This is a genomic window from Corynebacterium sp. 22-2729, assembly GCF_053479475.1.
This window is the reverse complement of record NZ_JBRBCA010000011.1, coordinates 34,397-58,028: the sequence shown is the minus strand read 5'-3', so window position 1 is coordinate 58,028 and position 23,632 is coordinate 34,397. Positions and strand designations below refer to the sequence as shown.

The window sequence follows — 23,632 nt, the reverse complement described above, 5'->3', positions numbered from 1 at the left end:
CGCGGTGCGAGGGGTCTTTACAGAGGGGTTGTAGAGGGGATTTTGGGGAATGCAATCATGCTAAAGCTTAACCTGCCGGCGAGTACAGCCATCCTGGCAAGGCCTACGATCGGCCTGCAATTCGGCGTGCTGCCGCACGAATCTATGATCCTGCCGCTGCCGAAAAGCGTGAATCCGAGCCAGGTTGCGCACGTTTTTGCCCTTGCCCGTAGCGGGATCGGTTTCGACGAGCTGCACCAGAAACTGGGCTACTGCGGAGTAGACGAGGAAGATGCCCGGCTGATTCTCTCCGAGATGGTGCGGGCAGAGATACTGCGCCCATCGCAGGCGGACGTGGACTTCCACGTGCTCGCGTCCGGCGTGTCCAGCGAGAGATTAGAGCCTGTTTTAGAAGCGCTGGGTTTGAGTTTTCGCATTACCTCCGCACCCAGCGAAGCACGACGGTCGCTCATCGTCCTCCCCGGAGCAGTGTTCCCCACCCCGGACGTGCAGCATGCGCTTATGGTCAACCGCGTAGCCCACTACCCAGCCGGGATCGTGGATGGTCGGAATGTGTTGGGACCATTAGTGGTGCCAGGAGTTACTCCCTGCCTGGCTTGTATGGATAGCTACTACGGGCAGATCGACGACGGTTGGCGTGGGGTACGTCTGCAGGCAACAGGGCGTCCCGGAAGTACGGAACGGCACTTGGTCCAAGCGGCCTCTACACAGCTGGCGATGATGCTCAACGAACACGTATTGCCCTGGTGGCGCGCGCACCGGGCGTACGTGCGCGAGCGGCGAATGGCGCGACTGCAGCAGGAGGAAATTCCCGCGGCCCCGGAGATCCCAGAGGTCCTTAGCCAGCGGCGCCTCGTGGATTTCGCCAGTGGCGCAGTGCGCACCTATCAAGTGCCTTTCAACGACAGCTGTCTGTCTTGTCGAGCGGTACGGAGCTAATCAGGCAACCTTTGACAGCTTCGAGATCTCGGCTTGCGCGTATTCACTGACGCGGTCTTTCCAGCGCTCTGCGGCCTTCTGGCCACCCATACGATCCATCGTGGAGAGAGCCTTACGCTCGCGCATGCCGACGCCTCCCGGTGTCTCCGGAGAACGTCGATGTCCCGGCTCTACGGCTGCCGGACAGCACGTAGCCGCGGACACGGCGTGCCATGGTCTGACGGTCACGCTGGGAGGGCAGAACAACTAGACGGATTACGCTGCGGTCTACGCAACGCACAGACGGATCAGACCGTCTGTGGGGCTGCAAGACCGTGTCAATGAACGGAAAAAGACTTCCGTGTTCCTTCCCAGTGGACCCGGCAACAGGCCCGCCGCTGGATCCGAGAAAACCCCGACCACGCCCACCAAGCAGAGGCGTAACACCATCCCGATTCCGTACCGACAAAACGATATGGGTAAAGATGCAAGAGGTGTGTGGCAGTTGAGCATGTCACGATCGTCGAGACATCTGTTCCGCTATTGCATTTTTCTGCGAACATCGCAGTGCGCGCCTCAGTGGCTTTAGGGGCACATCGCGGCCTCTCGTTTGAGTGATGAGACATTTTCATACAGCGGTAGCGAACAAACCAGGTCACCGTAGTGCGGTACACAGCAACGAGAAAACTCAACACAAAGACGCTTCGAGTACGGTCTCCACGCCCCGGGCAAGATTCTTTGCCCATGGCAGCGACAACGAGTAAAGATCATTCAGTATGATGAGCCCCATGCAGATAACAGGCACTACCACGGCCGGTAGCCTGAAGTTCATGCTTGTCGAGCGTCTGCCCACCACCGTGATCCTGGCCACTCTCGCACTGATCTTCAGCGGCGCGAGCATCCTCAACGAACACTCCATCACGCCGCTGATTACCTTTTTGATCATCACCCAGGCCCTCAGCCTCATCGTCGCACCCCGTCACCCGCACATCAGCACAGGCATCTATATCACGGCATTCTTCGGCGCACTCCTAGCAGGCCATTCCACAGGTATGGAACTCTTCCTCGGCGTCTTCCTCATCACCGCCATCACTGCCACCGGACACCACCTGCTAGCCCTATTAATTGCAGTCACCATCACCCTCGGCGGCTTCTACTCACCAGCCGAAGCACACTTCAATTTCGAGGCCATCGCGCTGATGATCTTTTGTATCATCGTTACCCTGGCCTACCTCCTTGGCTTATGGATCCACCGCAACCACCAACAACACCTCAACACCCAACGCACCCAACAAGCCCGTCGCCAACAACTCACCAGCCTGCTGCATGACTCCATCGCCGCAGATCTCACCTCCGTCATCGTCCAGGTAGAAAAACTCGCCATCACCACCCCACAGCGCCACGACGAACTAAAAGACATCGCACGCACCGCTCGTAACGCCCTTGACCGCACCCGGCAACTGCTCACCACACTCAACACCCACCCCAACTCCGAACCAACGACCAGTCTGCCGATCACACTGGACACCACGACAAAGCGGCTGCGTGACCACGGCTTTACCGTCACAACCACCACCCGGCTGGACACTCCTGTGACCATGGCCCTACACAACACCGCTCTTGAACGTGTCTTAAGCGAGACAGCCACCAACATCATCAAGCACGCCACACCCCACAGCACTGTGGCTATCGACACAACATCCGATGATGAGGGTGTAACCATTACTGTCACCAACCATCACACCCCCACACAGGCAACGCCCACCGACTCAACCCATCTGGGTTTAACCAGCATGTCCCAGACACTGCACGCACTCGGCGGCACACTGACAACTCGCTCCAATGATCAAGAATGGGTCACAGTCGCCCATTTTCCCTTCCTGTGAAGATAGCCGTGGGCTACAACTAGATACATGCCCAAAGCCATCACATATGCAGCCCTTGGTGTGCTCCTACCGCTGGCTCCCGCTATCACTGACCCGCTGACACATGAAGTCAACGTGTTAGCACCCTTCAGCGTCACTGACTGGTTAAGCTGCTCCAAGAAGCCTCACTTGCCGTGGTGCAACAAATGACCACGCACATCCTGCTAGTCGACGATGACCCTACCATCCTCGATACTTTCCCCGTATACTTCTCCACCACCGACGACCTAGAGGTCTCCGGTACGGCCAGAACTGGTAGGCAAGCACTAGCCTGGATAGACACCAACACCTGTGATCTCGTCCTCTCTGACGTTCGTATGCCGGATATCGACGGCATTGAACTACTCCAACACATCCAAGACCTTGAACACCCGCCCCTATTCGTCGCCATGACCGCCTTCGACACCGATGACACGATGCTCAAGTGTCTTAGCCTGGGCGCGGTGGGCTACATCATCAAAGGACAAGCCCCAGAATCAATCATTCATTCTCTACGCGACGCCACGCACGGAGGAACAGTTCTCTCTCCCGACTGCCTCAGCCGACTTCTTGACGCCAAAGCCGCTAGTAGTGAGCTTCATATGCCAAAAATCACTAATCGTGAGCAGATTGTCTTATCCCTGATCTGCGAGGGTAAAACAAATGTAGAAATTGGCGAATCAATGCGCCTAGCAGAGGTCACCATCAGGAAAATAATCTCGCAGCTCTTTCTTCGCTTCTCCGCGAAGAACCGTTTAGACCTCGCCATCAAATACCTGTCGATCAAACACTCATTTTAACGTCAACCTCAAGCAAATATTCTCTCCTCTCCCTGACACGAGGCAGTCTCAATCTATTGATTGCCCCCTTTAAGGAGTATCGCATGCGATATAAAAGCCGCACACCTGTTTAGAAAGAGTGAACAATCTTCTAGGTTTAAAATCGCTCAACCTAAAACTCACCAGAACAGGAGCTTGAGATGAAAGAAAAGACTCTTTCTCGCCTAGTTGCCCTAGGTCTTGCCATCACTATTCCAGTCGGAACGGCACACGCTGCAGGCGCAACCACAAACCTCGAACAATCCCCAGAAAGCCCTTCTGCGCAAGCACAAGAACTTACCGCAGAGGATGAACAGGAAATCGACGAACTGCTAGCCTACATCGACACGATTCCGGACGATGTGGTTGAGAACAGTACGGATGAACAGCTAGCCGCATATCTGCAGAACAATACGGGCGTTCAGACGCGTAACGCTTGGGAATGTGCTGGTGCAATCGCCCTTATCCTCGCAGGTACGGTGGTTCCCATCGCTAAGGTAGTCAATGTCGTTCGCCTAGTAAAGAGCCTAGGTGGAGCCAAGAAGGCAGCTGCTGCAATTGAAGAAGCAGGCGGAATCAAGAAGATCTTGGCTACTAAGGGTGGCTCGATCAAGGCAACCGATATCAGGGATGGATTACTCAGCCTAGCGAGCGAGCTAAGCGGAATCGGCCTTGCTGTCGAGAAGTGTTAGAGTGCCAAAAATGAAGAGCCTGCCAGTCTATTTGAGCAGCATCTTTGCGATCGCTTCTATTGTATTAGCGATCGCAAAGATATCTTTTCCTGAGGCGTCTCTCGTTCTACTTGCGGTAGCGTTTTTGATCGGAAGAATCGAAAGCAAGGAATCATCATCCTCGACAAAAAGAAAATAGAGATACGACTTGGAGGATACTTCCCTTTCCTTTGGATTTCCCTCCACCACGGAATCAAGGATTGCCAAGCTTAATGTATTCATACAATGTCGTACGCCCCACCCCGAGACGTTCAGCCACTTTTTATTCGGCATCCCCTCATCAATCCACCTTTTTCGCCTGTTCAACCTGCTCCGCCGTCAGTGCTTTCGCTCGTCCCTTATAGACGCCGCGCTTTTTAGCCCGGGCAATGCCCTCGGCCTGGTGCTCGCGAATAATGAAACGTTCAAACTCGGCCACTGAGCCAAGCAAACCAAGCAAGAGCTTGGCTACAGGCGTCGATTCCTTCGAGTAGAACTGCCCCTCTTTGAGAAACTCCACCGAGACACCGCGTGCGGTGAGGTCACCAACAATGGAATACAGGTCAGAGAGAGGGCAAGGCGATCCATGGATGACACAATCAACTGATCACCCTTGCGCACATACCGCAGAGCTTCTTCGAGTCTTGGGCGATGCCGCGTCGAACCAGTCATGCGGTCTTCATAAAGAGAGAAGATTCTCTCTTTGCGCAACAGTTCGGTCTGCCGCTCTAGGTTTTGATCCTTGGAGCTGACGCGCGCATAGCCAACTTTCTCGCCGACTATCGCCTCGGGCTGTTCGACAATGTCTAGAGGAAGCGACACATCTGCTCGTTTATACATCAACCTACCCTGCCGAACAGGAGTTCTTGTGAGTTACGAACTGTTCGCTTGGGGTGTACCTCTTTCCGAGCATAAGCTAACCCAACGAACCTCCCCAAGAGTCAACCCAAGCCGGAAAGCAAGATCTCGCTTAGTCTCTGAAGTCAGCATTCCATGGATTCCTTTAGTTGAGTGGTTTATCTAAAAGCTAACTGCCCTAAGGGGCCAGTTGGGAGCTGGATACCAGTCTTGGCTAACGCGCACTGGACTGTCCGGTTCGATACGCCGAACTCTGCCGCTGCCTCTTGAACAGTGGGGTACGCCTCTGTCTGGAAATAGGCATCATCAAAGTAAGCCGCTATTCGGTGCGAGACAGAGCGACCTTGCGCCGAACGTTTTCTATTAGGGTATGGCTAGTTCAGGCGGGTCAGGCGTAGTTGCTGACGATCGCCAGCACGTCCTCGCCGAACTCCTTGACCTTCACCGGACCTATGCCCGGCACCGCCACCAATTGGTCGGCCGTAGTGGGAAGTTGTTCGGCGATGGCACGCAACGTAGCGTCAGTAAAGATGACATACGCCGGCACAGCCTTGTCCTTAGCCTGAGTAGTGCGCCATTCCCGCAGTTCGGTGAGCAGGAGGTGGTCGGTTTCCGGGGCGTGCTCGCCGCAACGGCCAAGAATCTTCAGCTCCGGACTTCCCAAACGAGTGCCGCAGATAACACAGGCATTCTTGGGCGCGCCGAGGCGCTCCCGGGTTCGGTTGCCCTCGCGGCGCTGCGCCGCCATGGCCTCCTCCTGTGGTACCAACCCGTCAAGGAAGCGCGTGCGGCGTCGGTTCGATGTAGAGCCTTCCTGCCTGGCCAACGCCCAACTGAGGTGCAGGTGCTCACGCGCACGAGTGATACCGACGTAGAACAGGCGACGCTCCTCCTCGATTGCCTCTTCCGAGCCCGCCCCTTTCAGGGCGTGGCGAATCGGCAATGTGCCTTCATTTAGGCCAACGAGGAACACCGCATCCCACTCCAAACCCTTTGCGGCGTGAATGCTGGCGAGGGTCACGCCCTGGAACTTCGGCGGGTTCTTAGCACTCATGCGCTCCTTAAGCAGCGCAACCACTCCCTGCATGCTTAAAGGTTCCGCGGCAGTGGAGGTGATCTCCTTGACCAGATCAAACAGTGCTTGCAGGGATTGCCATCGAGCACGCTCCTGGGAACCCGCGGGCTCCGTGGACGTCAAGCCGACGGGTACCAGAGCGGCGCGGATAGCATCTGGCACATCTTCGGGGTCTGGGTCGTATTTCTTGGCCGCGGCGATGATCGCATTCATACCCTCGCGGATTTCCGCACGCTTAAAGAAGCCTTCACCGCCCTTGACTTGGTAGCCAATTCCGGCCTGCTCAAGCTCGTATTCGTAGTTCGCAGATTGCGAATTGATGCGGTACAGAATCGCAATGTTCGCCGGTTCCACGCCCTTTTTGATGAGGGTCTGAATTTCCTTGACCACCGCCGCTGCTTCCGCAGGCTCGTCCGGGTATTCGTGAAACTCCGGGACAGGTCCAGAGGGGCGTTGGCCTTCCAGCTTCAGCCGAGTGCCCGCCACGCGCCCCTTCGCTTTGCCAATCACGCTATTGGCAAGATCTACAACTTGCGGGGTGGAGCGGTAGTCGCGATGCAGGCGGACAGTGGTGGATTCTGGGTATTTGGTGGTGAAGTCCAGCAGATATTCCGGGGTTGCGCCGTTGAAGCTGTAGATCGTCTGGTTGGCATCCCCCACCACTGTGAGGTCATCGCGGTCACCTACCCAAGCGTCGAGAACGCGCTGTTGCAACGGCGTGACGTCCTGATACTCATCGACGACAAAAGTCCGGTAGCGAGAGCGGAACTCATCTGCGATGCCGACATTCGACTCAATGGCCGCTGCCATATGTAGCAACAGGTCGTCGAAGTCCAGCAGCATACCCTCGGGCGTGGCCTTGAGCCTTTCGTACCCCTGAAACACCTTGACGAAGGTCTGCGGATCTACCGGGCAATCGCGGCGACGCGGCTCTACATAATCCGGATAGTCCTCCGCACTGATCAGGGAGGACTTTGCCCACTCGATTTCCCCGATGAGGTCCGCGAGCATGGCGGTGCTGGTCTCGACGCCAACCGCGCGGGCGGCACGGGAGACAACGCGGAACTTGTTATCCAACAATGCCCATGGCAGATCACCCGCATATGCGGGCCAGAAGTACTTCAGCTGTCGCAGTGCCGCAGCGTGGAAAGTCTTGGCCTGCACTTTGGGGATGTTCATCAGCGCTAGGCGCTCGCGTAATTCTGCAGCGGCGCGGGCGGTGAAGGTAACGGCCAGAACATGGTCGGGGTTAACAAAACCGCCGTCGACTAGGTGCGCAATGCGGTGGGTAATGGTGCGGGTTTTACCGGTTCCGGCGCCGGCGATGATGCTCACAGGTCCGCGCGGGGCGGAGGCAGCCTTAGCCTGTTCCGGATCCAGTCCGTCCAGCAGGGAGCTCACAAATATCCTTACTTTGCGCCTGGGATCTCGTCGGCGCCAGGGTTGGAACGCACATAAAGTACGCGGTCTCCAGGCTCGATGGTCTCTGCCTCGGAGGAATCAATGCGGTATAGCTCGCCGGAGCGCACTACACCCAGCACGACGTCTTCCAGTACGCGGGGATTACCGCCGACTTCTTCCTCGCTGACGAGACGCTCGGCAATGGAGAATCCTTCATCCGGTGACAGCAGATCCTCCATCATTTCCGTCACGGACGGTGTAACGGTAGCCAGTCCCATCAGGCGGCCAGCAGTCTCGGAGGAAACCACCACGGAATCCGCACCGGATTGGCGCAACAGGTGCGAGTTATCCGATTCACGGACACTGGCCACAATGGTGGCCGAAGGTGCAATCTCACGCACGGACAAGGTAATCAGCACAGCCGTATCGTCCTGGTTGGGCGCGACGACAACGGCACGGGCACGGTTCACACCTGCGAGCTTCAACACGTCGGAGCGGGTCGCCGAGCCCTGCACGGTGACCAACCCCTGTGCCGAGGCCTGGTCCAGTACCTCCCGATCCGTATCCACGACGACGATCTGCGATGGCGATACGCCGTCAGCCAAGAGCGCTGCAATGGCGGAGCGCCCCTTGGTGCCGTAGCCAATGACGATGGTGTGGTTGCGCATTTTCTTCCTCCAGCGGCGGATGACAAGCGTTTTACGAGACTCTTCGGTGAGCACTGACAACGTGGTACCGACCAGCAACACCAGGAACACCAGGCGAGCCGGGGTAACGATCAGTGTGTTGACGAGACGAGCGTTTTGGGTCTGCGGTGATACATCGCCGTAGCCGGTTGTCGACAGAGACACCGAGGAGTAATACAGCGCGTCTATGAAGGTTTCCATACCTTCGTAGGCATCGCGGTCGACATAAGCCAGTCCAGCAACGAAGAACACGAGCAAGAAGGCGTAGAACATACGCCGAATGATGAGCCACCAGGGGCTTTGCGCCACCGATGTTGGAATGTGGACGATATTGAGTAGCGCATGCGGCGGTAGCTCATCGACCTCATCGTCGGCGCTAAAGCGTTCGCGCAGCCGGTACTTCATCTACATCCTCTCGTCATTGCTCGTTGCCTTTGGTGACGCTCCCAAGCATCCCTTCGAGCTCGTCTGCAGAAAGTAGTGTACGCGGTTCATATGTTTCATTGGCCACGACGTAGTGGAACGCAGCGCGAACGTTGTCGGCGGGCACCTCCACCCCCAGTTTTGCGCTAAGCAGCTTCGCCCATGCCAGCCTGTAAACGGCAAGCTGCATAGCTGCGGCATCCATGTCCGCACCGGTGGGTTTACGCCCGGTTTTCCAGTCGACGACGAACCAGCCGTTGGCGGGGTCGTCCCCTTCGTGGAACACCGCGTCGATTCGTCCTTCGAACACATGGCCGCCAATGGTGACAGAGTAGGCGCCTTCCACACTGGTGGGCTGTCGGTGTGCCCACTCGGAACGGAGGAAGGCCTCCTTGAGGGTATCGAGATAGGGGTCTTCCAAGGTTGCATCGGAGGCTCCGGGGAGTTGATCCTCGTCCAACAGCGAAACCTGCTTGTAGCGTTGCTCCACCCAGTTGTGAAAGGCGGTGCCGCGCTTGGCGTAGGGCTTCGGCTCCAGTGGGATCGGTCGGCGGGCGCGGAGGGCAAACTCTTCCTCGTCCTTGCGCAGGCTTACAGCCTCGGTGGCTGTCATCCGTACGTTCATGGGAACCAATAGTTCGGTATTGTCCATCTCGGCGAGCTCTTCAAGCAGCAGATCTGTCTCCAGATCCCAAGCCTCGGCAAGTGTCGAGGGTACGGAGTGGTCAGCGTCGGGAGTGTCGGCGTCGCCTGCCGTACCTGCATTGGTCTTCTCCTCTAGCGCTGTGATTTCCGCCCTCAGCTGAGCTGCGGCTTCAGTGACCTCGGGGCGATTCCCGACCAGATCGGTACGGGGCCAAGAGGCACCAACAGTGCCCTCGGATTCACGGTTTTTGCGTTCCTCTTCGTAGTCCAAACGCTGTGCGTTGATCTCAGGAGTTGGCAAAAAGAGCTTGTCCTCAAGTGGCCCGTCTGAGTCTTCCAGCAATTGATCCAGGTCCTTGTAGTACTTCCCCAAATCAGACCAGTATTCCACCTGGCTATCTATGCCATTTTCCTGCATATACTCGCGTAGCTGGGAAAGGCAGATGGATGGGTCGTTTCCCTTCGCTGTCGATCCTTTAAAAGCAGATCCACTGACATAGAGCACCCGCTCGGAACGGGTGATTGCCACGTAGAACAGTCGGTCGTTCTCCTTTGCGCGGAATCGACTGACTTGCTTGTTGAACGCCTTGTATTCGCCGGTGTGTGCACTCCGATCGTCCGCATTTTCCAGCGAGAGCACTGGGTATGCTCCCGGCTGGTCGCCGGCATCGCCACGCAGGCTGCTGGGCATCACCTTTGCATTGGTCGTCCAGGAAGATTCACTCCTAGGCTGGGAATAATCGCCGTAGCGTTCGCGGGAGGCATGTGGAACGGCGACGATGTCCCACTCCAGCCCCTTTGCCTTGTGAACCGTGAGGATCTGTACGGTGTTGTCCTTGCGCTGAGCCTCGCCCGGGTCCAGGCCGTCTTCCTTCGCATGAGCTGCCAGCAGGTATTCGACCAATGCCTGGGGGCTGGCAGTAACAACGCGGGAGAATTCGCGCACAATCTGCGCGAACTTGTCGAGGTGGCTGGTACCGATTGCCTGCTCCGGCTGACGGTGCCAACGCATCAGAACTTCTGTGCGCACTCCCAGCATCTTCTCGATATCCGCCACCAGATCCGGCAGATTCTTGTGCAGGCTATGACGGCGCAGGTATCCGAGCTCTCGCCCGAGCTGTGCAAGCCGCCTAACTCCCTTAGCCGACATGCCCATCTCCTCCGCATCAGTCATGTCTGCAAGCGCGTCGGTCAGCCCCACGGAAAACTCAGTGGGGTCAGGGATGGCCTCCAGTACCTTGTCGATAAGCTCCTCCCGCACCCCGGCGCTTCGGAAAGCGTCGATCTTCTCGGCCTGTAGCTGCGCTGCGGTCTCATCCAATTCACCAGGCTGCGCGGCTCCACGATTGACGATCTGCTCTGCGCGGCGTGTAAGCACAGCAAGGTCTGCGGCTCCAATGTTCCACCGTGGTCCGGTCAGCAGGCGTAAAAGTGCTACGTCATCCGTGGGATCCACTAGCACGCGCAACGTAGAGAACACGTCAGCGACCTCGGGAATATCCAAAAGTCCCGGTCCGGCGGTCATGTCCGCTGGTACCCCGCGTTCCACCAATTTTTCATAAATCGGCACCGCATCCTTGTTTACAGTCACCAGCACTGCGGCGGAAAAGGGCTTAACCTTCGCCGGGTTTTCCGCTGCCTCCAGCTTCTGCTGGTAGGCCTCCCACTGGGTCTGAAGCTTCTCGGCCAGCCAGTCAAGTTCCTGTTCGCGCTCATCAAAAAAGGCCACAGCCGTCTCGCCCTCCGTGGCTCCGCGGCGCGGGCGCAGCTCCGAAACCAAGCGCCCGGTGCTCTCAGTGCTCCGTTCCATGGACCAGGTAGAAACCTTATTGGCCATGTCCAACACCCTGGTGGGGTTACGCCAGGACGTCAGCAACTGCAGTTTCTGCGCCGGCTCGCCAGAAGCATCGGGGAAGTCTGTGCGGAACTTCTCCAGGTTGGAGGCCGTAGCTCCGCGGAACTGGTAGATCGATTGCATTGGGTCGCCCACCGCCATCGCAGAAAACTCACTGCCGCTCGCACGCCCTTCACCGAACAAGGATCGCAGCATGATGCGCTGAGCATGGCCGGTGTCCTGGTATTCGTCCAGCATGACCACGCGGAAGCGTCGCCGCTGTTCCTGTCCCACGATGTCGTGGTCGCGTACGAGCTGCGCGGCTTTGTTCATCTGTTGTCCAAAGGTCAACAGGTCGCGTTCCTGCAGTGCTTCGCGGTATTGCTGCACGAAGCTCAGCAGCTCAATGCGATACTGCTGGGCATCAAGAAACTTCTGGTTATCCCCGGTGAACTCACTCTTTGCATTCGCTTTCTTGGGCAGCTCTTCCAGCAAGTCCTTAGCTTTCAGGCTCTCGCTTTTAACCTCACCTAATTCGGCCAGGTGGTTATCCATTTCATCTGAAAGGGTGCACACGTCATCAATAACGGTCGCTATGGACTTGTCGGCGGTCACTGAGCCACCCGAGTTGAGAATCACGTCCCGCGCCACCATCCACCGTTCGGCGTCGGTAATTAGCCGTGCGGCAGGTTCAGATGGGATGAGCAGGCCATATTCACGGACGATGTCTCCGGCATAGGAATCGTAGGTCGCCACTGCCGGAGCGATATTCTTCAGCACCTCGCGGCGTGGATCGTCTGGCGCCAGCTCATCCATAAAGGCACTTTCCGCGAGGGTCTGCAGCCGTTGGCGAATGCGTTCTCCCAGCTCGGCGGCAGCTTTACGGGTGAAGGTCAGACCCAAGATCTGTTCAGGCCTAGCGTAACCGTTCGCCACCATCCAAACGGCACGTGCAGCCATCGTTTCGGTCTTACCTGCGCCGGCGCCGGCGACCACCAGGAAGTTACCGAACGGCCCCGCCTGGATCACGTCAGCTTGTTCATCGGTGGGCTCGAATCTCTGCACCATCAGCCTTGACAGCTCCTGAGGGCTGTAGATGTGTCGGTTGTTATCCATTTACACCACCTGCTTTCCTGTGGCCTGTGCGGGGCAGATCGCCTTGAAACCACAGTTTCTGCAGCGATCGTTGGGCGTGGCCAGGTATGTCGGCCCTGCCGTCACTGGCGCTATCTCCATCAACTTGTCGTGCGCTCCAGCTAGTTGTTCTTCCGTCAACTCCGCCTGGGGCCTTTCGGCGATTGTCTTGTTGGTCACCCTCGGGTACACCAGCGATGCACCTCCGGGGCGGTACGTCCTCCCCGCCTGACCGGAGCGTTCGTTGAGAGGCAACAGGAATTGATACGTGCTCAATTGCGGACTCTCCTCCGCAACCTTCTTAGTCACCGCACTTTTGCCGGTCTTGAAGTCGATCACCTTCGTCAGGCCGCTCTCCCGGTTCGTCACCAGCAAGTCGGCACGACCACTCAGCGTTACCTCTACCCCATCGGGTGTCTGTCCGACTGTGGCCCTGAGCGTGCGCTCCGTCTCTAGCTCATTGCCTTGTTGTCGCAGGCCGTCGATGTAATTAAAGAGCCTTTCGACGCCCTTTTCCCAGTCCTCTAGAGTCTGGTCATTCTTCCACTCTGGTCCGTCAAGCACATGCGGCAGAATCTCTCGAATTGCCAGCTTCGCTTCGTATAGATCCATCCCGTGCGCAATCTGCTCGGCGATTGCGTGGATGACGATGCCCACACGCATCGGCTCGGTGGATTCGCTCACTCCACCATTCGACTCCAAGAAAGTACGCAGGGCGCAAGTGCTCCAGCTCTCTAGCTTGGATGGGCTCAGGCGGATCTTGTCCCCGGCCAACACACGTGCGCTCGTGGACGGTTCCACCATGCCCCACCATTCCTCGGGCGCTGCGCCATGCACCCCGGCACGTGCCATCTTCGCCAGGTTCCGCATGGCCGCCTGGCGTTCGTGACCAGGGCGTTGCGGGTCAGTCGCAGCATCGCGCAGCTCCGCCAGCAAGGATTCAATTGCGAGCACGCGCGGCAGCGTGCCCGCACCGGAGCCTGAAACCATATGGCCAACAGCCCCGTCTAACTCCGCCAAGGTCGCCAGTGTGGTGGGCTCCACGCCCATTTCGGCGATAAAGCGCGAGGGCACCATCGCTTCGTCACCCGAGTTCTCTACGCACGTCACGTGCACGCTTTCCGTCGCCCGGCTCACAGCCAGCAGGAATAGTCGGCGCTCCTCCTCAATCGCATCGTTGATACGTGCAACGGGCACGCTCGGGTCGATACCCCGATCCAGCAGATCCACCAGCTCCAACTGGCCGAAGAGTCCGCCGACGGTCGGGCCGGTCGGCCACTCTCCTTCCTGTACACCGGCCACTACCACGACTTGCCACTGCCTACCCGCCGCAGCGTGGGCTGGCAGAATCTCTACCGCGCCGGAGCGCACTCCGCGCTGATCGCGCCCTCCGGTTGGCACCTTCTGGGCACGAATACTGTCGACAAAGCTCTTCACCTTTGCGTGCGGATTTCGCTCTGCAAAGTCACCCACCATGTCGAACAAACTCATCACCGCATCCAGGTCCGCATCAGCCTGGGCACCTAGGGATCCACCCTTCAACGCCTGCGACCGCAGATGCATATCCAGCTGTGTGGCCTGCCAAATCTTCCAAAGCACCATCTCTGTACTCTGGTGTTCCGCCAGTGCGCTACGCCCTGCATCCAAAACCTTGGATACGCGCTGGATGACTTCTAGCTCGCGCGGCCCGCAGTAGCTAATGATCCACTGATTTGACGGGTCGCCCGGGTGGTTGAGAAACTCCGTCACATAGTCCGCAGCCTGGAATGGCTTAGCATTTTCATGCTGTCGCAACTGTTGGCCGGCAACCTGTGCAGAACGAATTGCCAGCGCCACCGCGCGGTGTACGCGGCGCACCATCACCGGATCCGCTCCGCCCACGCTTCCTTCCAACAGCTCATGCATCTCCGCCACCGTGAGATCGCGGTAGCTGGCCTCCGCAGCTAGGAGCAGCATGCGCGCCAGCGGTTGTTCCGCCAGCACCATGGATGTCGGATCCACTTTCACAGGCACGCCATAGGCCATGAGCGATCTACGCACCCGCGCGATACTGCCCGTGCCGCGCACGATTACCGCCATGTCATCCCACGCCACGTCCTGCTCGACATGCGCGCGCCGCACTACATCGACAATCCTCAAGCGTTCCGCGGTTTCTGTCGGAGCGATTGTCACGTCCACGTTCCCCTCGCGCGCCGCGGCGGAACGCAGTTCCACGCGACTTGGCTGAAAACTCAAGTGACTGCGGATATCGTTCACTGTCTGAACCGCAGGGGGCGTCAAACGATAGGAAGCACTAAGCACAACCCGGTGGTCTGGATCCTGCGAGTAGGAGTCCAAAAAAGCCTCGTCGGCCCCACGGAAGTGGAACACGCACTGATCCGGATCGCCTGCGATAAGAGTGCGGGTTCCGGGGACCAGGAAGCTCTCGATCAACCTCGCAGACGCGGGATCCAAATTGTGTGCGTCGTCAACCAGCACCAGTTTGGTCTTCGTCCGCTGCCTTTCGACCAACTGCTCCCCCTCGGGCTGGTCGAATGCGGCAAGAGTGGCGTGCAACAACTCCGAAGCGTTCAGGCTCTCGGACTGGCCCAGGCGCTGCACCTGCTCATATTCAGCCTGGAATTGCCCCGCGGCCTCCCACATAGGTCGCCCGTGCTCCACGCCTAATTGTTGCAGCTGCTCCGCGGATACTCCCCGTTCTGTGGCGCGCAGCAGCAGGTCACGCAGCTGTTGGGCAAAGCCGGCATACCCCAAGGCCGGTACCACATTGGCGGGCCAATAACGGTTGCCGTCCTCCACAGTGCCACGCAGGATTTCGCGGATCTGCATGTCATGCTCCGCACCCGTTATCAGCCGTGGCTGCTTTTTACCGCGCAGCGTCTGCACACTGCGATAAAACGCGAAGGCCCACGAATGCACCGAGCGCACAAAAGTACCGGAAGCTGCATAGTCCCCCTCGCCCGCCATGCGCTGATACAGTGCGGCGCGCACGGCCGTCGCCGCCTGTTTCGACGGTGCGAAGAACATTATTTCTGACGCCGATCCCCCGCGCAGAAGGAATTCCCGCGCAGCAGCGATCAACAGTGACGTTTTGCCCGTACCAGGTCCGCCGAGAATCGCATACGGCTTCGCATAATCCACCTGTGTGGATCCTTCGACCAGCGCTCCAGCAAGGCCTTCGAAGTGTTCCTGAGGTTCGGTCGTCGCCGACGGCTGCCCCAGCCGTACGCGCGGCTTCCCGCTGGCTCCGAGCCGCTTTTCTAGGTCGCGGTTGATGTCTCGAGTGTTGACCTGCTCCATGTCTTTAAGTTTGTCACGCGCACAGGACAACCTCCCGCTGAACTTCTTTTTGCGTTCGATTATTGTTCGTCTCGGCGTTGTTCGTCTCGGCGTTGTGCGACCCAGGCCGCCACTACATCCGCGACGCGCGCTAGCCCCGCCCACGAATCCGGCCTAGCGTTCGGCAGCATCGCGTGCAGGAAAAGTCGATACATCACTGCGCGCAGCACCAGCTGTTCAAAGTCAGGCAGGTGTGCCCACCGATCCAACAACGCATCCGGAGCATTCCCCCAGGCCATCGTGTCCACGATCAACAGCGCGACAGTCCAGGCAGCCGGGTGCCAGGCTGGGTATAAATCCGTCACGATGGGGTCAGCGGTGCCGTCGAAAATGGTGCAGCCGGCAATGTCCCCGTGCACCAATTGGTCTTCCTCGTTGATCGGCCCGCGCAGTTCCGCCAAGCTCGCGGCCTTCACCAACGCTTCAGCGACGTCTTCGCGCGGCACAGTTTCGGGGGCTAGCACCGGCGTAATCCACTCTGCCGGGTCCTCGGCAAAGGCCGCCTGGTCGGCCGCAGCGTAGAGGTCGTATTCATACCACTTCTTGCCAGCCACCGGCGGTGCCAGGAACGTCGGCTTCCGCTCGCCTCGCAGGGCTTCGTTGAGTCGCAGAGCGGCTGCAACCATCTCATCGAAGCGCGGCGACTGGTGGCCGGACATAAACGTCCGCGCACGCCATCCGGATACGCTAAACCGCCCGTCGGAAGAAAAGATAGGGCGCGACATTGACACGCCTGCGGGGCGCACCTTGGACATGATCTTCGCGATCCACGCTGCCCTTGCCGGTTCGTCCGCGCGGGAAATCACTGCCCTATCGCAGCGCCATCCTTGGCTCCATTCCTGCTCCAAAAGCACCGGATGTGCCGAGGGCACCTGGAAGCTGGCCAAAATATGCGCCGGTGGCGGGGATTGAAAGTCGCTGTGAGAATCGTCGTTGATCATGTTCTCGTTTACTTACTCTTCTTGTACCCGAAGGGGAATACCCACGGGTTGACCTTGCAGGTGTTTGAGTCGTGCCCGAAGGGCTCTTCCGGGTTGATCTTATAGATTTCGGCGTTATTCAAGCTGATCGTCTGTTGCATCATGATCGGCGCTAGTTTGCCATCAACAGTGCATGGCTCATGGGCGCTATGGCCTACTGCGTGGCCAACTTCGTGGTTGATCATGTACTGCCGATAAGCACCCAGGTCGCCTTCAAAGGGGATAGCTCCGCGCACCCAGCGTGCTTCGTTCAACACCACACGCCGTTCGCCTGAATAATTGCAGCTGGTCTCAATCCCATAGCTATTACCGCAGGTCTTGGCGGTAGTTTTGGTTGAGGTTAGCTGGATGCGCATATCCGGCTTTTCCCCCTTTGGCAGTTTGTCTTCATCTACGTGTTGGAAGGAGTACTGCGGATCGCCAACCCACGATTTCGGGTTGGAAAGGGTGGCGTCCACCATTGCGGCGAAGGCATCGTCGCCACCGTAGTCGGCTGATTTAACGGTGCTTTCTACCTCCACCACATAGGTGAACTTCTTCTTTCCCTTTCCGACTTTCTTGCCGGGCTTGCCGACGGTGCGGAACTCTCCGCTGCCCTTCTTCGCGTAGTTTCCGCCAGGGGGCAGCTCGCCCAGCTCTAGGTCATCGTAGCTACCTTCCCCATCAATGGAGCTTTCGTCGTTCGTGGACTTAGCTGACTGTCCAGGGTTGCCTTTCGACGCCACGCCACCGCCCCCCTGCGCGCTATCGTGACTCCCCAAGCCAGTGAGTACGCTGTACATGATCAGGAGCGACACCAGCACAAATGTGGCAATGACCAGTAGCACACGGCGAAAGCTAAGGTTTTCGCCGCGTGTCTGCTGTCCCCCTTCCACCGATGTTGACTTCCGAGCCGGTGGAATTGGGTGGCGCTGAAAACTGCTGCCGCTACTCAAAACTCGTCGTCGCTCCTAGCTTACGAAGCCGACGGAGTTCTTAGCCTCTGCGCCTACCTCAACGTAGGCAACCTGCTCACGCACAAGCACGTAGCGAGTTCCCTTGGCGCCCTCGATGGTCAGGGTCTCGCTGCCACCGGAGGCCAGGAAATTCTGGATTTCCGTCACATACTCATCCTGCGACTTGCTCTGCTCGTTAGAAGTATCGATGGTGATCGCCAGCTCGCGGGCGTTGTGTACGAATCCGACCTTGATCTGCATAGGAAACCTTTCCTTCATATTCGTTTTATACTCACGTGCAGTATTGTGACCATCATAGCTATCGCAAACGCGACGCAAGATTCTGCAAGCGCATTTCCCAAAAGGTTTGGAAGGAAGGTGGGAGCCCCATGAATACCGGCTCCCGCCCCTCTTTTAACGCCCTCGGAGTAGCCGCGGAAATCACGGAAGCCCTGGCAGAGACCGGTATCACCCATGCCTTCGCAATCCAGGAATACACCCTCCCGATCGCCCTCAAAGGTTCGGACGTCATCGGACAGGCGCGCACGGGCATGGGTAAAACGTTAGGTTTTGGCATTCCTGTTCTCGATCGGGTTTTTGATGACGCCGCCGTCACCGCCCCCGACGGCACCCCACGCGCCTTGATCGTGGTGCCTACTCGAGAGTTGTGCCTGCAAGTCACCGACGATCTCACTGCAGCTGCCAAGAATCTACGGGTGCCGGTGGGGGCCGAAGGGGCGTCACCAAGAAAGAGCAAGACCCGTGCTCTGCAGGTACAGGCGGTGTATGGCGGCGTGGGCTTCGAGAAGCAAACCGCCGCGCTGACCAGTGGAGCGGACGTCATTGTGGGCACGCCGGGCAGATTGTTGGATCTTTCCCGGCAAGGGCACTTGCAACTGGAGACAGTTGAAATCGTGGTGTTGGACGAGGCCGACGAAATGCTGGATCAGGGGTTCCTGGATGATGTGCGCGACATCATCACGCAGACCAGTCCGAAGCGGCAGACGATGCTGTTTTCTGCCACCATGCCGGGGCCGATTGCTGCACTGACCAGGACGCTAATGCACCACCCCATACTCATTCAGGCTGATAGCGCGGCGACGGAGGCCACCCACGAAACGACGAAGCAGGTAGTTTTTCAGTCCCACAAACTGGATCGACTCTCCGCACTAGCTAGAATCCTGCAGTCACCGGGACGGGGGCGCAGCATCGTTTTCGCACGTACGAAGCGGCAGGCCGCGAATGTGGCGCAAGAGCTGGCCGAGCTGGGCTTTCGCGTGGGCGCGGTGCACGGTGACATGCGACAAAAAGACCGGGAAGAATCACTAAGCGAGTTCCGCCGCAACGAAACCGACGTTATGGTCGCTACCGACGTCGCCGCACGCGGCATCGACATCGAGGATGTCACGCACGTCATCAATTATCAGGTGCCCGACGACGAACGCACATACGTACACCGCATTGGCCGCACTGGTCGAGCCGGCAATACGGGCACTGCCGTCAGCCTCATCGGCTGGGATGAAGTCACACGGTGGAACGCGATCAACGAAGCGCTGGGGCTGGGTTTGTCGGATCCACCCCAGTGGTTCTCGTCAAGTAAAGAGTTTCTGGCAGAGTTTGGCCTGCCAGAGAGCATCAGCGACCGGATTGGGCCGGCACGTGGAGTGAAAGGTGCGGCATTGAAGGTAAAGAAGTCCAGTAGGAGGCCTCGTCGATGAGCCGTCGTCTACCCTTCCCCGAACGTGCGCGCCGCAGCGATCACGTCATTGCCGCAGCGCTTGCCTGCAGCGTTTTAGCTCTCGGTGGCGTCACGTGGCTGGGATCCGATGCGCGCAAGGTGGACCACCAAGTTGCCAGCGATCCAATCACCGCTGACGATCGAACACTCGACGCCGGCAAGAATGCCAAAACTCCAAAGGCCCCTCAGCGGCTGAAGGAATTATGGTCCGCAGAAACCGATTCCACCGACCTCGTGGTGGATCAGGGCGGCGTGGTACTGACTGACGGCAACAATGCAAAGATGGTGCGCGGGCAGGACGGCTCGGAGGTGTGGCACTACAGCGCACCAGAGGACCTGTGCGGAGTGGCGGCGAACTGGCAGAAGACGAACCTGTTCTTGCAAGGGCCGAAGGGCTGTGGGCAGGTTGTGTCCCTAGACAGCAGCACCGGCAAATACCGGCACACCCGCGACATGCTGGCCGCCAATAATGTGAGTCTTTTCCAGAGCCGCGATGCAATCGGGATGTTGGCTCCCGCTCGCACAGAGCTCCTACGTACCGATCTCGTGCGACTCGTGGAGGTCGGTGAGAAGCTGACCGAAGTAAAGCCTGGCAGGCAGAAATACGTAGAGTGCAGTTTTACCTCCGCGCTGACCCGCAAGGAACTCTTGGCTACCGCACAGACCTGCCCGGACGATGAGAAGAAGCTGATTCGGCTGTTGAAGACAAAGCCGGAGGACTCGGACGCGCCGGAGAAATATCACGAGTACGAGGTTCCAGCAGGCAGTGAGCTAGTGGCCATTGGCATAGATCGAGCGGCGATTTACGTACCGGGTAATGGCAAGCGTGCGAAAGACGGAAAAGACAACGAGGGTTCGCGCTTCCAGGTGCTCGACAAGGAAGGTAACTTTCAGCAGTACCCGGCAGACCCTGCTCCCCTGCTGAATCCGCAGCAACGCAACGGAGAACTCTTCAGCCCCCAGACGGCAGACTCGGCGCACTTGATGAGCTGGTTCGACGGCGCACGGGTGGTTACCTTCGGACCGTCGACACTGGAACCAAAGTTCACGGTTGAGGGAGCCATAGGTCCTGCGGTTCCTCTCGGTGGGCGGCTGTTAGTGCCGACGTACAAGGGAATTGACGTGGTCGATTGGGATAATGGCAAGGTTTTGCGGACGATCCCTGTAGACCGTAAGGGCTACGAGGGCATGGTGACGCTGAAGCAGACGGGCGATGTGTTGGTTGAAAAGCGTGGCGAGACTGTGGTGGCACTAGGCTCCGCCGAAGATGGCGCAACCGAATAATCGCTTCACTTCCGCTACAGCAAATCGTTTTCTTGTGATGTTTCTCACATTTTGAATCTAAACTCTAGCCAAGCTGTCAAAAACGTGCCAAAATTCTCCAAGTAACCGAGAAAAGACCAAGAGGTTAACAGTAAGCCAACAAGGTCTTAATCGTCTGGCGAGAAGCCGCCGCGGCCACTTCACACACGGGCCTGCACGCCACTTCGCCACAAACACTTTTGCCTGAATTAACCTAGAGATTCTCTAGGTTAATTCGTCGAGCCCAACTTCGATCTCCGGCTTAAGTGCACCCACCCACAACGCAAGCAACCAAGACGACGCACCCGGGCATTTGTTGCCCGAAAAAATAGAAGGGAAACACAACAATGGATTGGCGCCACAACGCCGTTTGCCGTGAAGAAGACCCCGAACTGTTCTTCCCCGTAGGAAACTCCGGCCCTGCCCTGGCACAGATCGCCAAGGCCAAGCTGGTCTGCAACCGCTGCCCCGTCGCTTCCCAGTGCCTGAATTGGGCCATCGAGTCCGGACAGGATGCCGGTGTATGGGGCGGCATGGCCGAGGATGAGCGTCGCGCCCTGAAGCGCCGCACCAACCGCGGACGCACCCGCACCCGCAAGCGCATCACCGTTTAAGACCGACATTTTGCCCAGCTTCGCACCCCCGCTAAGCTGAAGTGGTTGGAAACAATCCCCTGTAAACACCAAGGAGCTGCACAATGAGCAAGCGTGGCCGCAAGCGCAAGGATCGTCGCAAGAAGAAGGCTAACCACGGTAAGCGTCCAAACAGCTAAGCCGTAATCAAAGGCCGGTGGGTACCGTATTACACGGTTTGCCCACCGGCCTTTTGCTTTTCCTACTCCTCGACCAACGCTACTGCGCTACCAAAAGCTATAGTGCTCCCAGAACACTGTGCGCAATCAACGAGTCTAAACGGCGAACATCCAGATCTCGCCCGATCTTCACCTTGATCTTCCCGGCACGCGTCCATAGTTCAATCTCAGCATTGAAGTCCAGCGTTCCAGCATTCTCGGTGGACCACATATTAATTGACGAATAGGGCAAAGAGTAGACCTCAACCTTCTTACCGCGCAGCCCCTGTGCGTCACGCATGATCAAACGCTTGGTCGTAAAAACCGCGCTATCCCTAAAAGTCTTGAACGCCACAACCGCCTGTTCGCCGGGCACTAGTAGTGCCATTACGTCCTGTGGGATCGCGACTTCTTCGATAAATGTCCATTCCGCGATCTGAGCAGCTTCCATCTTTCTCTCCTTCTACCTTTAACTTGGATTGTCTTCCAAAAACTAACCGGTAGAAAGCAACGATACTTGGATCTACTCCTCCACGCGGTAGCTAATCACCCGCAGCTGCGTACAAATCCGCGCGCGCAACTCCACCGGTGCCGGCTGGCTACAACAACTGCGCAGCAGATCACGAACCTGTTGCTCAATACCCAGCTGCCGCAGGCATTCCGGGCACGCATCCGCATGAGCACGCAACCGCTCACGGCTCTCCCAGTCGGCGTCACCATCGGCAACCTCATAGAGCGCATCCAGCAGGTCGTCGCAATCGGTCTTTCGCGAATTCTCTCCGAACATATGCCCTATCCCTTCGCTTCCGTGAGTTTCTTCTGAGCCTCGCCAGTCACAATCCCGTGCTCTGCCGCCACGTCTTTAAGCTTGCTGCGCAGCTGCTTACGCCCGCGGTGCAACCTGGACATCACGGTTCCTATGGGAGTATCCATGATCTCCGCGATTTCCTTATAGGCCAGGCCTTCCACGTCCGCGTAATACACGACCATGCGGTAGTCGTCACCCAAGCTCATTAACGCATCCTGAATGCGCTTGTCCGGAATGTTCTTCAGCGCCTCAACCTCAGCAGATTCCAATCCCACGGAGTCGTGCTTTGCCGTCTCCGCCAGCTGCCAATCGGTCATATCCTCGGCGCTGGATTCCGTAGGTCTGCGCTGTGCCTTGCGGTAGTTGTTGATGTACGTATTCGTCAGGATTCGATACATCCACGCTTTCAGGTTGGTGCCTTCCTTAAAGGAGCCAAAAGCCTGATAGGCCTTCATATACGCGTCCTGCACAAGATCCTGCGCATCAGCTGGGTTACGTGTCATCCGCAGTGCCGCTCCATACAGTTGATCCAGCAGAGGCAATGCTTCGGCCTCGAACCTGTGCAGCAGCTCATCAGCGCTGTCGTTACTGCGTTTCATTCGCTCACCTCTCACCTTTCTTCCAACGCAATTCTATCCCTCACTCATTCCCACCAGTTCCGGATAGTTATTGGCCACGGAACCGACCTTCCTATCGGCCTTGCGGCTGTCGACAACTGTTTCTTTATTTGGTGACGCCACCATGTCCGTCCTCTCGCCTTTCAACCATGCACCGAGCTCATCGCCGACCAGGATCCGGGGCATGCGGCTGTGTAGCCATTCGAGTTCCGGGAGAGCTGCGACGGTAATAATCGTGCCGTACAGCTGTCCCTCCACTGCCTTGCATAGCCCTGCCGCATACATCGGATGATTGTCTGCAGCAGTACTGAACCAGGGCTGCTTCTTGCCATCTGCTTCGACCGTCCACTCGTACCAACCGTCCATGGGGAACGCACAGGGCACCGATCCTGCAAACAATGGCTTGGAGAATGCCGTTTCTCCCCTGGCATTGAACACCGTCTTAGGAGGATATCCCCACCGCGCGGGTCCGATTGCAGCCTCGTTTTTAAACTCCCGTACGATCGGCACCTCGATTGTTGGGGCCACGTTAAAGTTGGCCGGCCACTCTCCCTCCCCAGCGCGCAGGATGCGGGATGTACCCAGCCGACTGCGCAGATTATCCGCAAGCTGTTCGAGGGAGCTAAAAAGAACATATCGGCCACACATACCTGCCCATTATGCCTACCCCGCACTTCTTTTCCTGGGAAAAAGTGAGACAATACGAATATGTCTGCT

The 23,632-nt window shown here is 57.9% G+C and carries 21 protein-coding genes and 1 pseudogene; 8 read left to right on the top strand and 14 right to left on the bottom strand.

Features of this window, described 5'->3' with window-relative positions; all coding sequences use genetic code 11:
* Positions 1-57 precede the first annotated feature (57 nt).
* Positions 58-939, top strand: a complete 882-nt coding sequence (locus ACUY2T_RS08885) for a hypothetical protein (protein WP_034977652.1) — start codon at positions 58-60, stop codon at positions 937-939.
* Here the strand turns inward: ACUY2T_RS08885 and ACUY2T_RS08880 are convergent, their stop codons facing one another.
* Complete coding sequence (locus tag ACUY2T_RS08880) at positions 940-1,167, bottom strand: hypothetical protein (protein WP_293790928.1); 228 nt, start codon at positions 1,165-1,167, stop codon at positions 940-942.
* A gap of 539 nt (positions 1,168-1,706) precedes the next feature.
* On the opposite strand from ACUY2T_RS08880, the gene ACUY2T_RS08875 reads away from it, so the two are divergent.
* From ACUY2T_RS08875 to ACUY2T_RS08865, 3 genes are all read left to right on the top strand, one after another.
* Complete coding sequence (locus ACUY2T_RS08875; protein WP_237744468.1) at positions 1,707-2,804, top strand: ATP-binding protein; 1,098 nt, start codon at positions 1,707-1,709, stop codon at positions 2,802-2,804.
* Positions 2,805-2,989: 185 nt separating this feature from the next.
* A complete protein-coding gene (locus ACUY2T_RS08870) occupies positions 2,990-3,622 on the top strand; it encodes a response regulator transcription factor (protein WP_051894330.1) in 633 nt (210 codons plus the stop codon).
* 179 nt (positions 3,623-3,801) lie between these two features.
* Positions 3,802-4,332 carry a hypothetical protein gene (locus tag ACUY2T_RS08865; RefSeq protein ID WP_034977660.1) on the top strand — a complete coding sequence of 177 codons (531 nt, stop codon included), beginning with the start codon at positions 3,802-3,804 and terminating at the stop codon, positions 4,330-4,332.
* 27 nt (positions 4,333-4,359) lie between these two features.
* Here ACUY2T_RS08865 and ACUY2T_RS08860 read toward each other — a convergent pair whose 3' ends face one another.
* The 9 genes and pseudogenes from ACUY2T_RS08860 to ACUY2T_RS08820 form a co-directional block, all read right to left on the bottom strand.
* The gene (locus ACUY2T_RS08860) at positions 4,360-4,644 is read right to left on the bottom strand and encodes a hypothetical protein (protein WP_155272454.1); all 285 of its coding nucleotides are present in this window, start codon (positions 4,642-4,644) and stop codon (positions 4,360-4,362) included.
* A 7-nt stretch (positions 4,645-4,651) separates the two neighbouring features.
* Positions 4,652-5,190: pseudogene (locus ACUY2T_RS08855) on the bottom strand (recombinase family protein).
* A gap of 406 nt (positions 5,191-5,596) precedes the next feature.
* On the bottom strand, positions 5,597-7,684 hold the full coding sequence (locus ACUY2T_RS08850; RefSeq protein ID WP_448308321.1) for an ATP-dependent DNA helicase UvrD2: 2,088 nt from the start codon (positions 7,682-7,684) through the stop codon (positions 5,597-5,599).
* A gap of 8 nt (positions 7,685-7,692) precedes the next feature.
* Complete coding sequence (locus tag ACUY2T_RS08845; RefSeq protein WP_293790809.1) at positions 7,693-8,775, bottom strand: potassium channel family protein; 1,083 nt, start codon at positions 8,773-8,775, stop codon at positions 7,693-7,695.
* Positions 8,776-8,788: 13 nt separating this feature from the next.
* Entirely contained in the window at positions 8,789-12,388 is a 3,600-nt protein-coding gene (locus tag ACUY2T_RS08840) for a UvrD-helicase domain-containing protein (protein WP_448308320.1), read from the bottom strand.
* A complete protein-coding gene (locus ACUY2T_RS08835) occupies positions 12,389-15,706 on the bottom strand; it encodes a PD-(D/E)XK nuclease family protein (RefSeq protein ID WP_448308319.1) in 3,318 nt (1,105 codons plus the stop codon). It lies immediately after the preceding gene.
* A gap of 59 nt (positions 15,707-15,765) precedes the next feature.
* Positions 15,766-16,686, bottom strand: a complete 921-nt coding sequence (locus tag ACUY2T_RS08830; protein ID WP_293790806.1) for a TIGR02569 family protein — start codon at positions 16,684-16,686, stop codon at positions 15,766-15,768.
* 8 nt (positions 16,687-16,694) lie between these two features.
* Positions 16,695-17,552 (bottom strand): DUF3152 domain-containing protein, encoded by an 858-nt coding sequence (locus ACUY2T_RS08825; protein WP_448308318.1) that lies wholly within the window; start codon positions 17,550-17,552, stop codon positions 16,695-16,697.
* Between the two features lie 123 nt (positions 17,553-17,675).
* Positions 17,676-17,939 (bottom strand): DUF3107 domain-containing protein, encoded by a 264-nt coding sequence (locus ACUY2T_RS08820; protein WP_448308317.1) that lies wholly within the window; start codon positions 17,937-17,939, stop codon positions 17,676-17,678.
* Between the two features lie 110 nt (positions 17,940-18,049).
* Here ACUY2T_RS08820 and ACUY2T_RS08815 point away from each other — a divergent pair, with 110 nt between their 5' ends.
* The 4 genes from ACUY2T_RS08815 to ACUY2T_RS08800 all read left to right on the top strand — a co-directional run bounded on the left by ACUY2T_RS08815 (position 18,050) and on the right by ACUY2T_RS08800 (position 21,472).
* A complete protein-coding gene (locus ACUY2T_RS08815; protein WP_434815592.1) occupies positions 18,050-19,378 on the top strand; it encodes a DEAD/DEAH box helicase in 1,329 nt (442 codons plus the stop codon).
* Positions 19,375-20,682 (top strand): Rv3212 family protein, encoded by a 1,308-nt coding sequence (locus ACUY2T_RS08810; RefSeq protein WP_448308316.1) that lies wholly within the window; start codon positions 19,375-19,377, stop codon positions 20,680-20,682. Before ACUY2T_RS08815 ends, ACUY2T_RS08810 begins: the two co-directional genes overlap by 4 nt.
* A gap of 365 nt (positions 20,683-21,047) precedes the next feature.
* Entirely contained in the window at positions 21,048-21,314 is a 267-nt protein-coding gene (locus ACUY2T_RS08805; RefSeq protein ID WP_448308315.1) for a WhiB family transcriptional regulator, read from the top strand.
* An 83-nt stretch (positions 21,315-21,397) separates the two neighbouring features.
* Positions 21,398-21,472: a 50S ribosomal protein bL37 gene (locus tag ACUY2T_RS08800; protein ID WP_011274008.1), complete on the top strand. Its 75-nt coding sequence runs from the start codon at positions 21,398-21,400 to the stop codon at positions 21,470-21,472.
* A 97-nt stretch (positions 21,473-21,569) separates the two neighbouring features.
* On the opposite strand, the gene ACUY2T_RS08795 is transcribed toward ACUY2T_RS08800, so the two are convergent.
* The 4 genes from ACUY2T_RS08795 to ACUY2T_RS08780 form a co-directional block, all read right to left on the bottom strand.
* Complete coding sequence (locus tag ACUY2T_RS08795; protein ID WP_293790801.1) at positions 21,570-21,941, bottom strand: PH domain-containing protein; 372 nt, start codon at positions 21,939-21,941, stop codon at positions 21,570-21,572.
* Positions 21,942-22,013: 72 nt separating this feature from the next.
* Positions 22,014-22,277 carry a mycothiol system anti-sigma-R factor gene (gene rsrA, locus ACUY2T_RS08790; protein ID WP_293790800.1) on the bottom strand — a complete coding sequence of 88 codons (264 nt, stop codon included), beginning with the start codon at positions 22,275-22,277 and terminating at the stop codon, positions 22,014-22,016.
* 5 nt (positions 22,278-22,282) lie between these two features.
* Positions 22,283-22,897, bottom strand: a complete 615-nt coding sequence (locus tag ACUY2T_RS08785) for a sigma-70 family RNA polymerase sigma factor (protein WP_293790799.1) — start codon at positions 22,895-22,897, stop codon at positions 22,283-22,285.
* Positions 22,898-22,930: 33 nt separating this feature from the next.
* The gene (locus ACUY2T_RS08780; RefSeq protein WP_448308314.1) at positions 22,931-23,563 is read right to left on the bottom strand and encodes an SOS response-associated peptidase; all 633 of its coding nucleotides are present in this window, start codon (positions 23,561-23,563) and stop codon (positions 22,931-22,933) included.
* Positions 23,564-23,632: the final 69 nt, after the last annotated feature.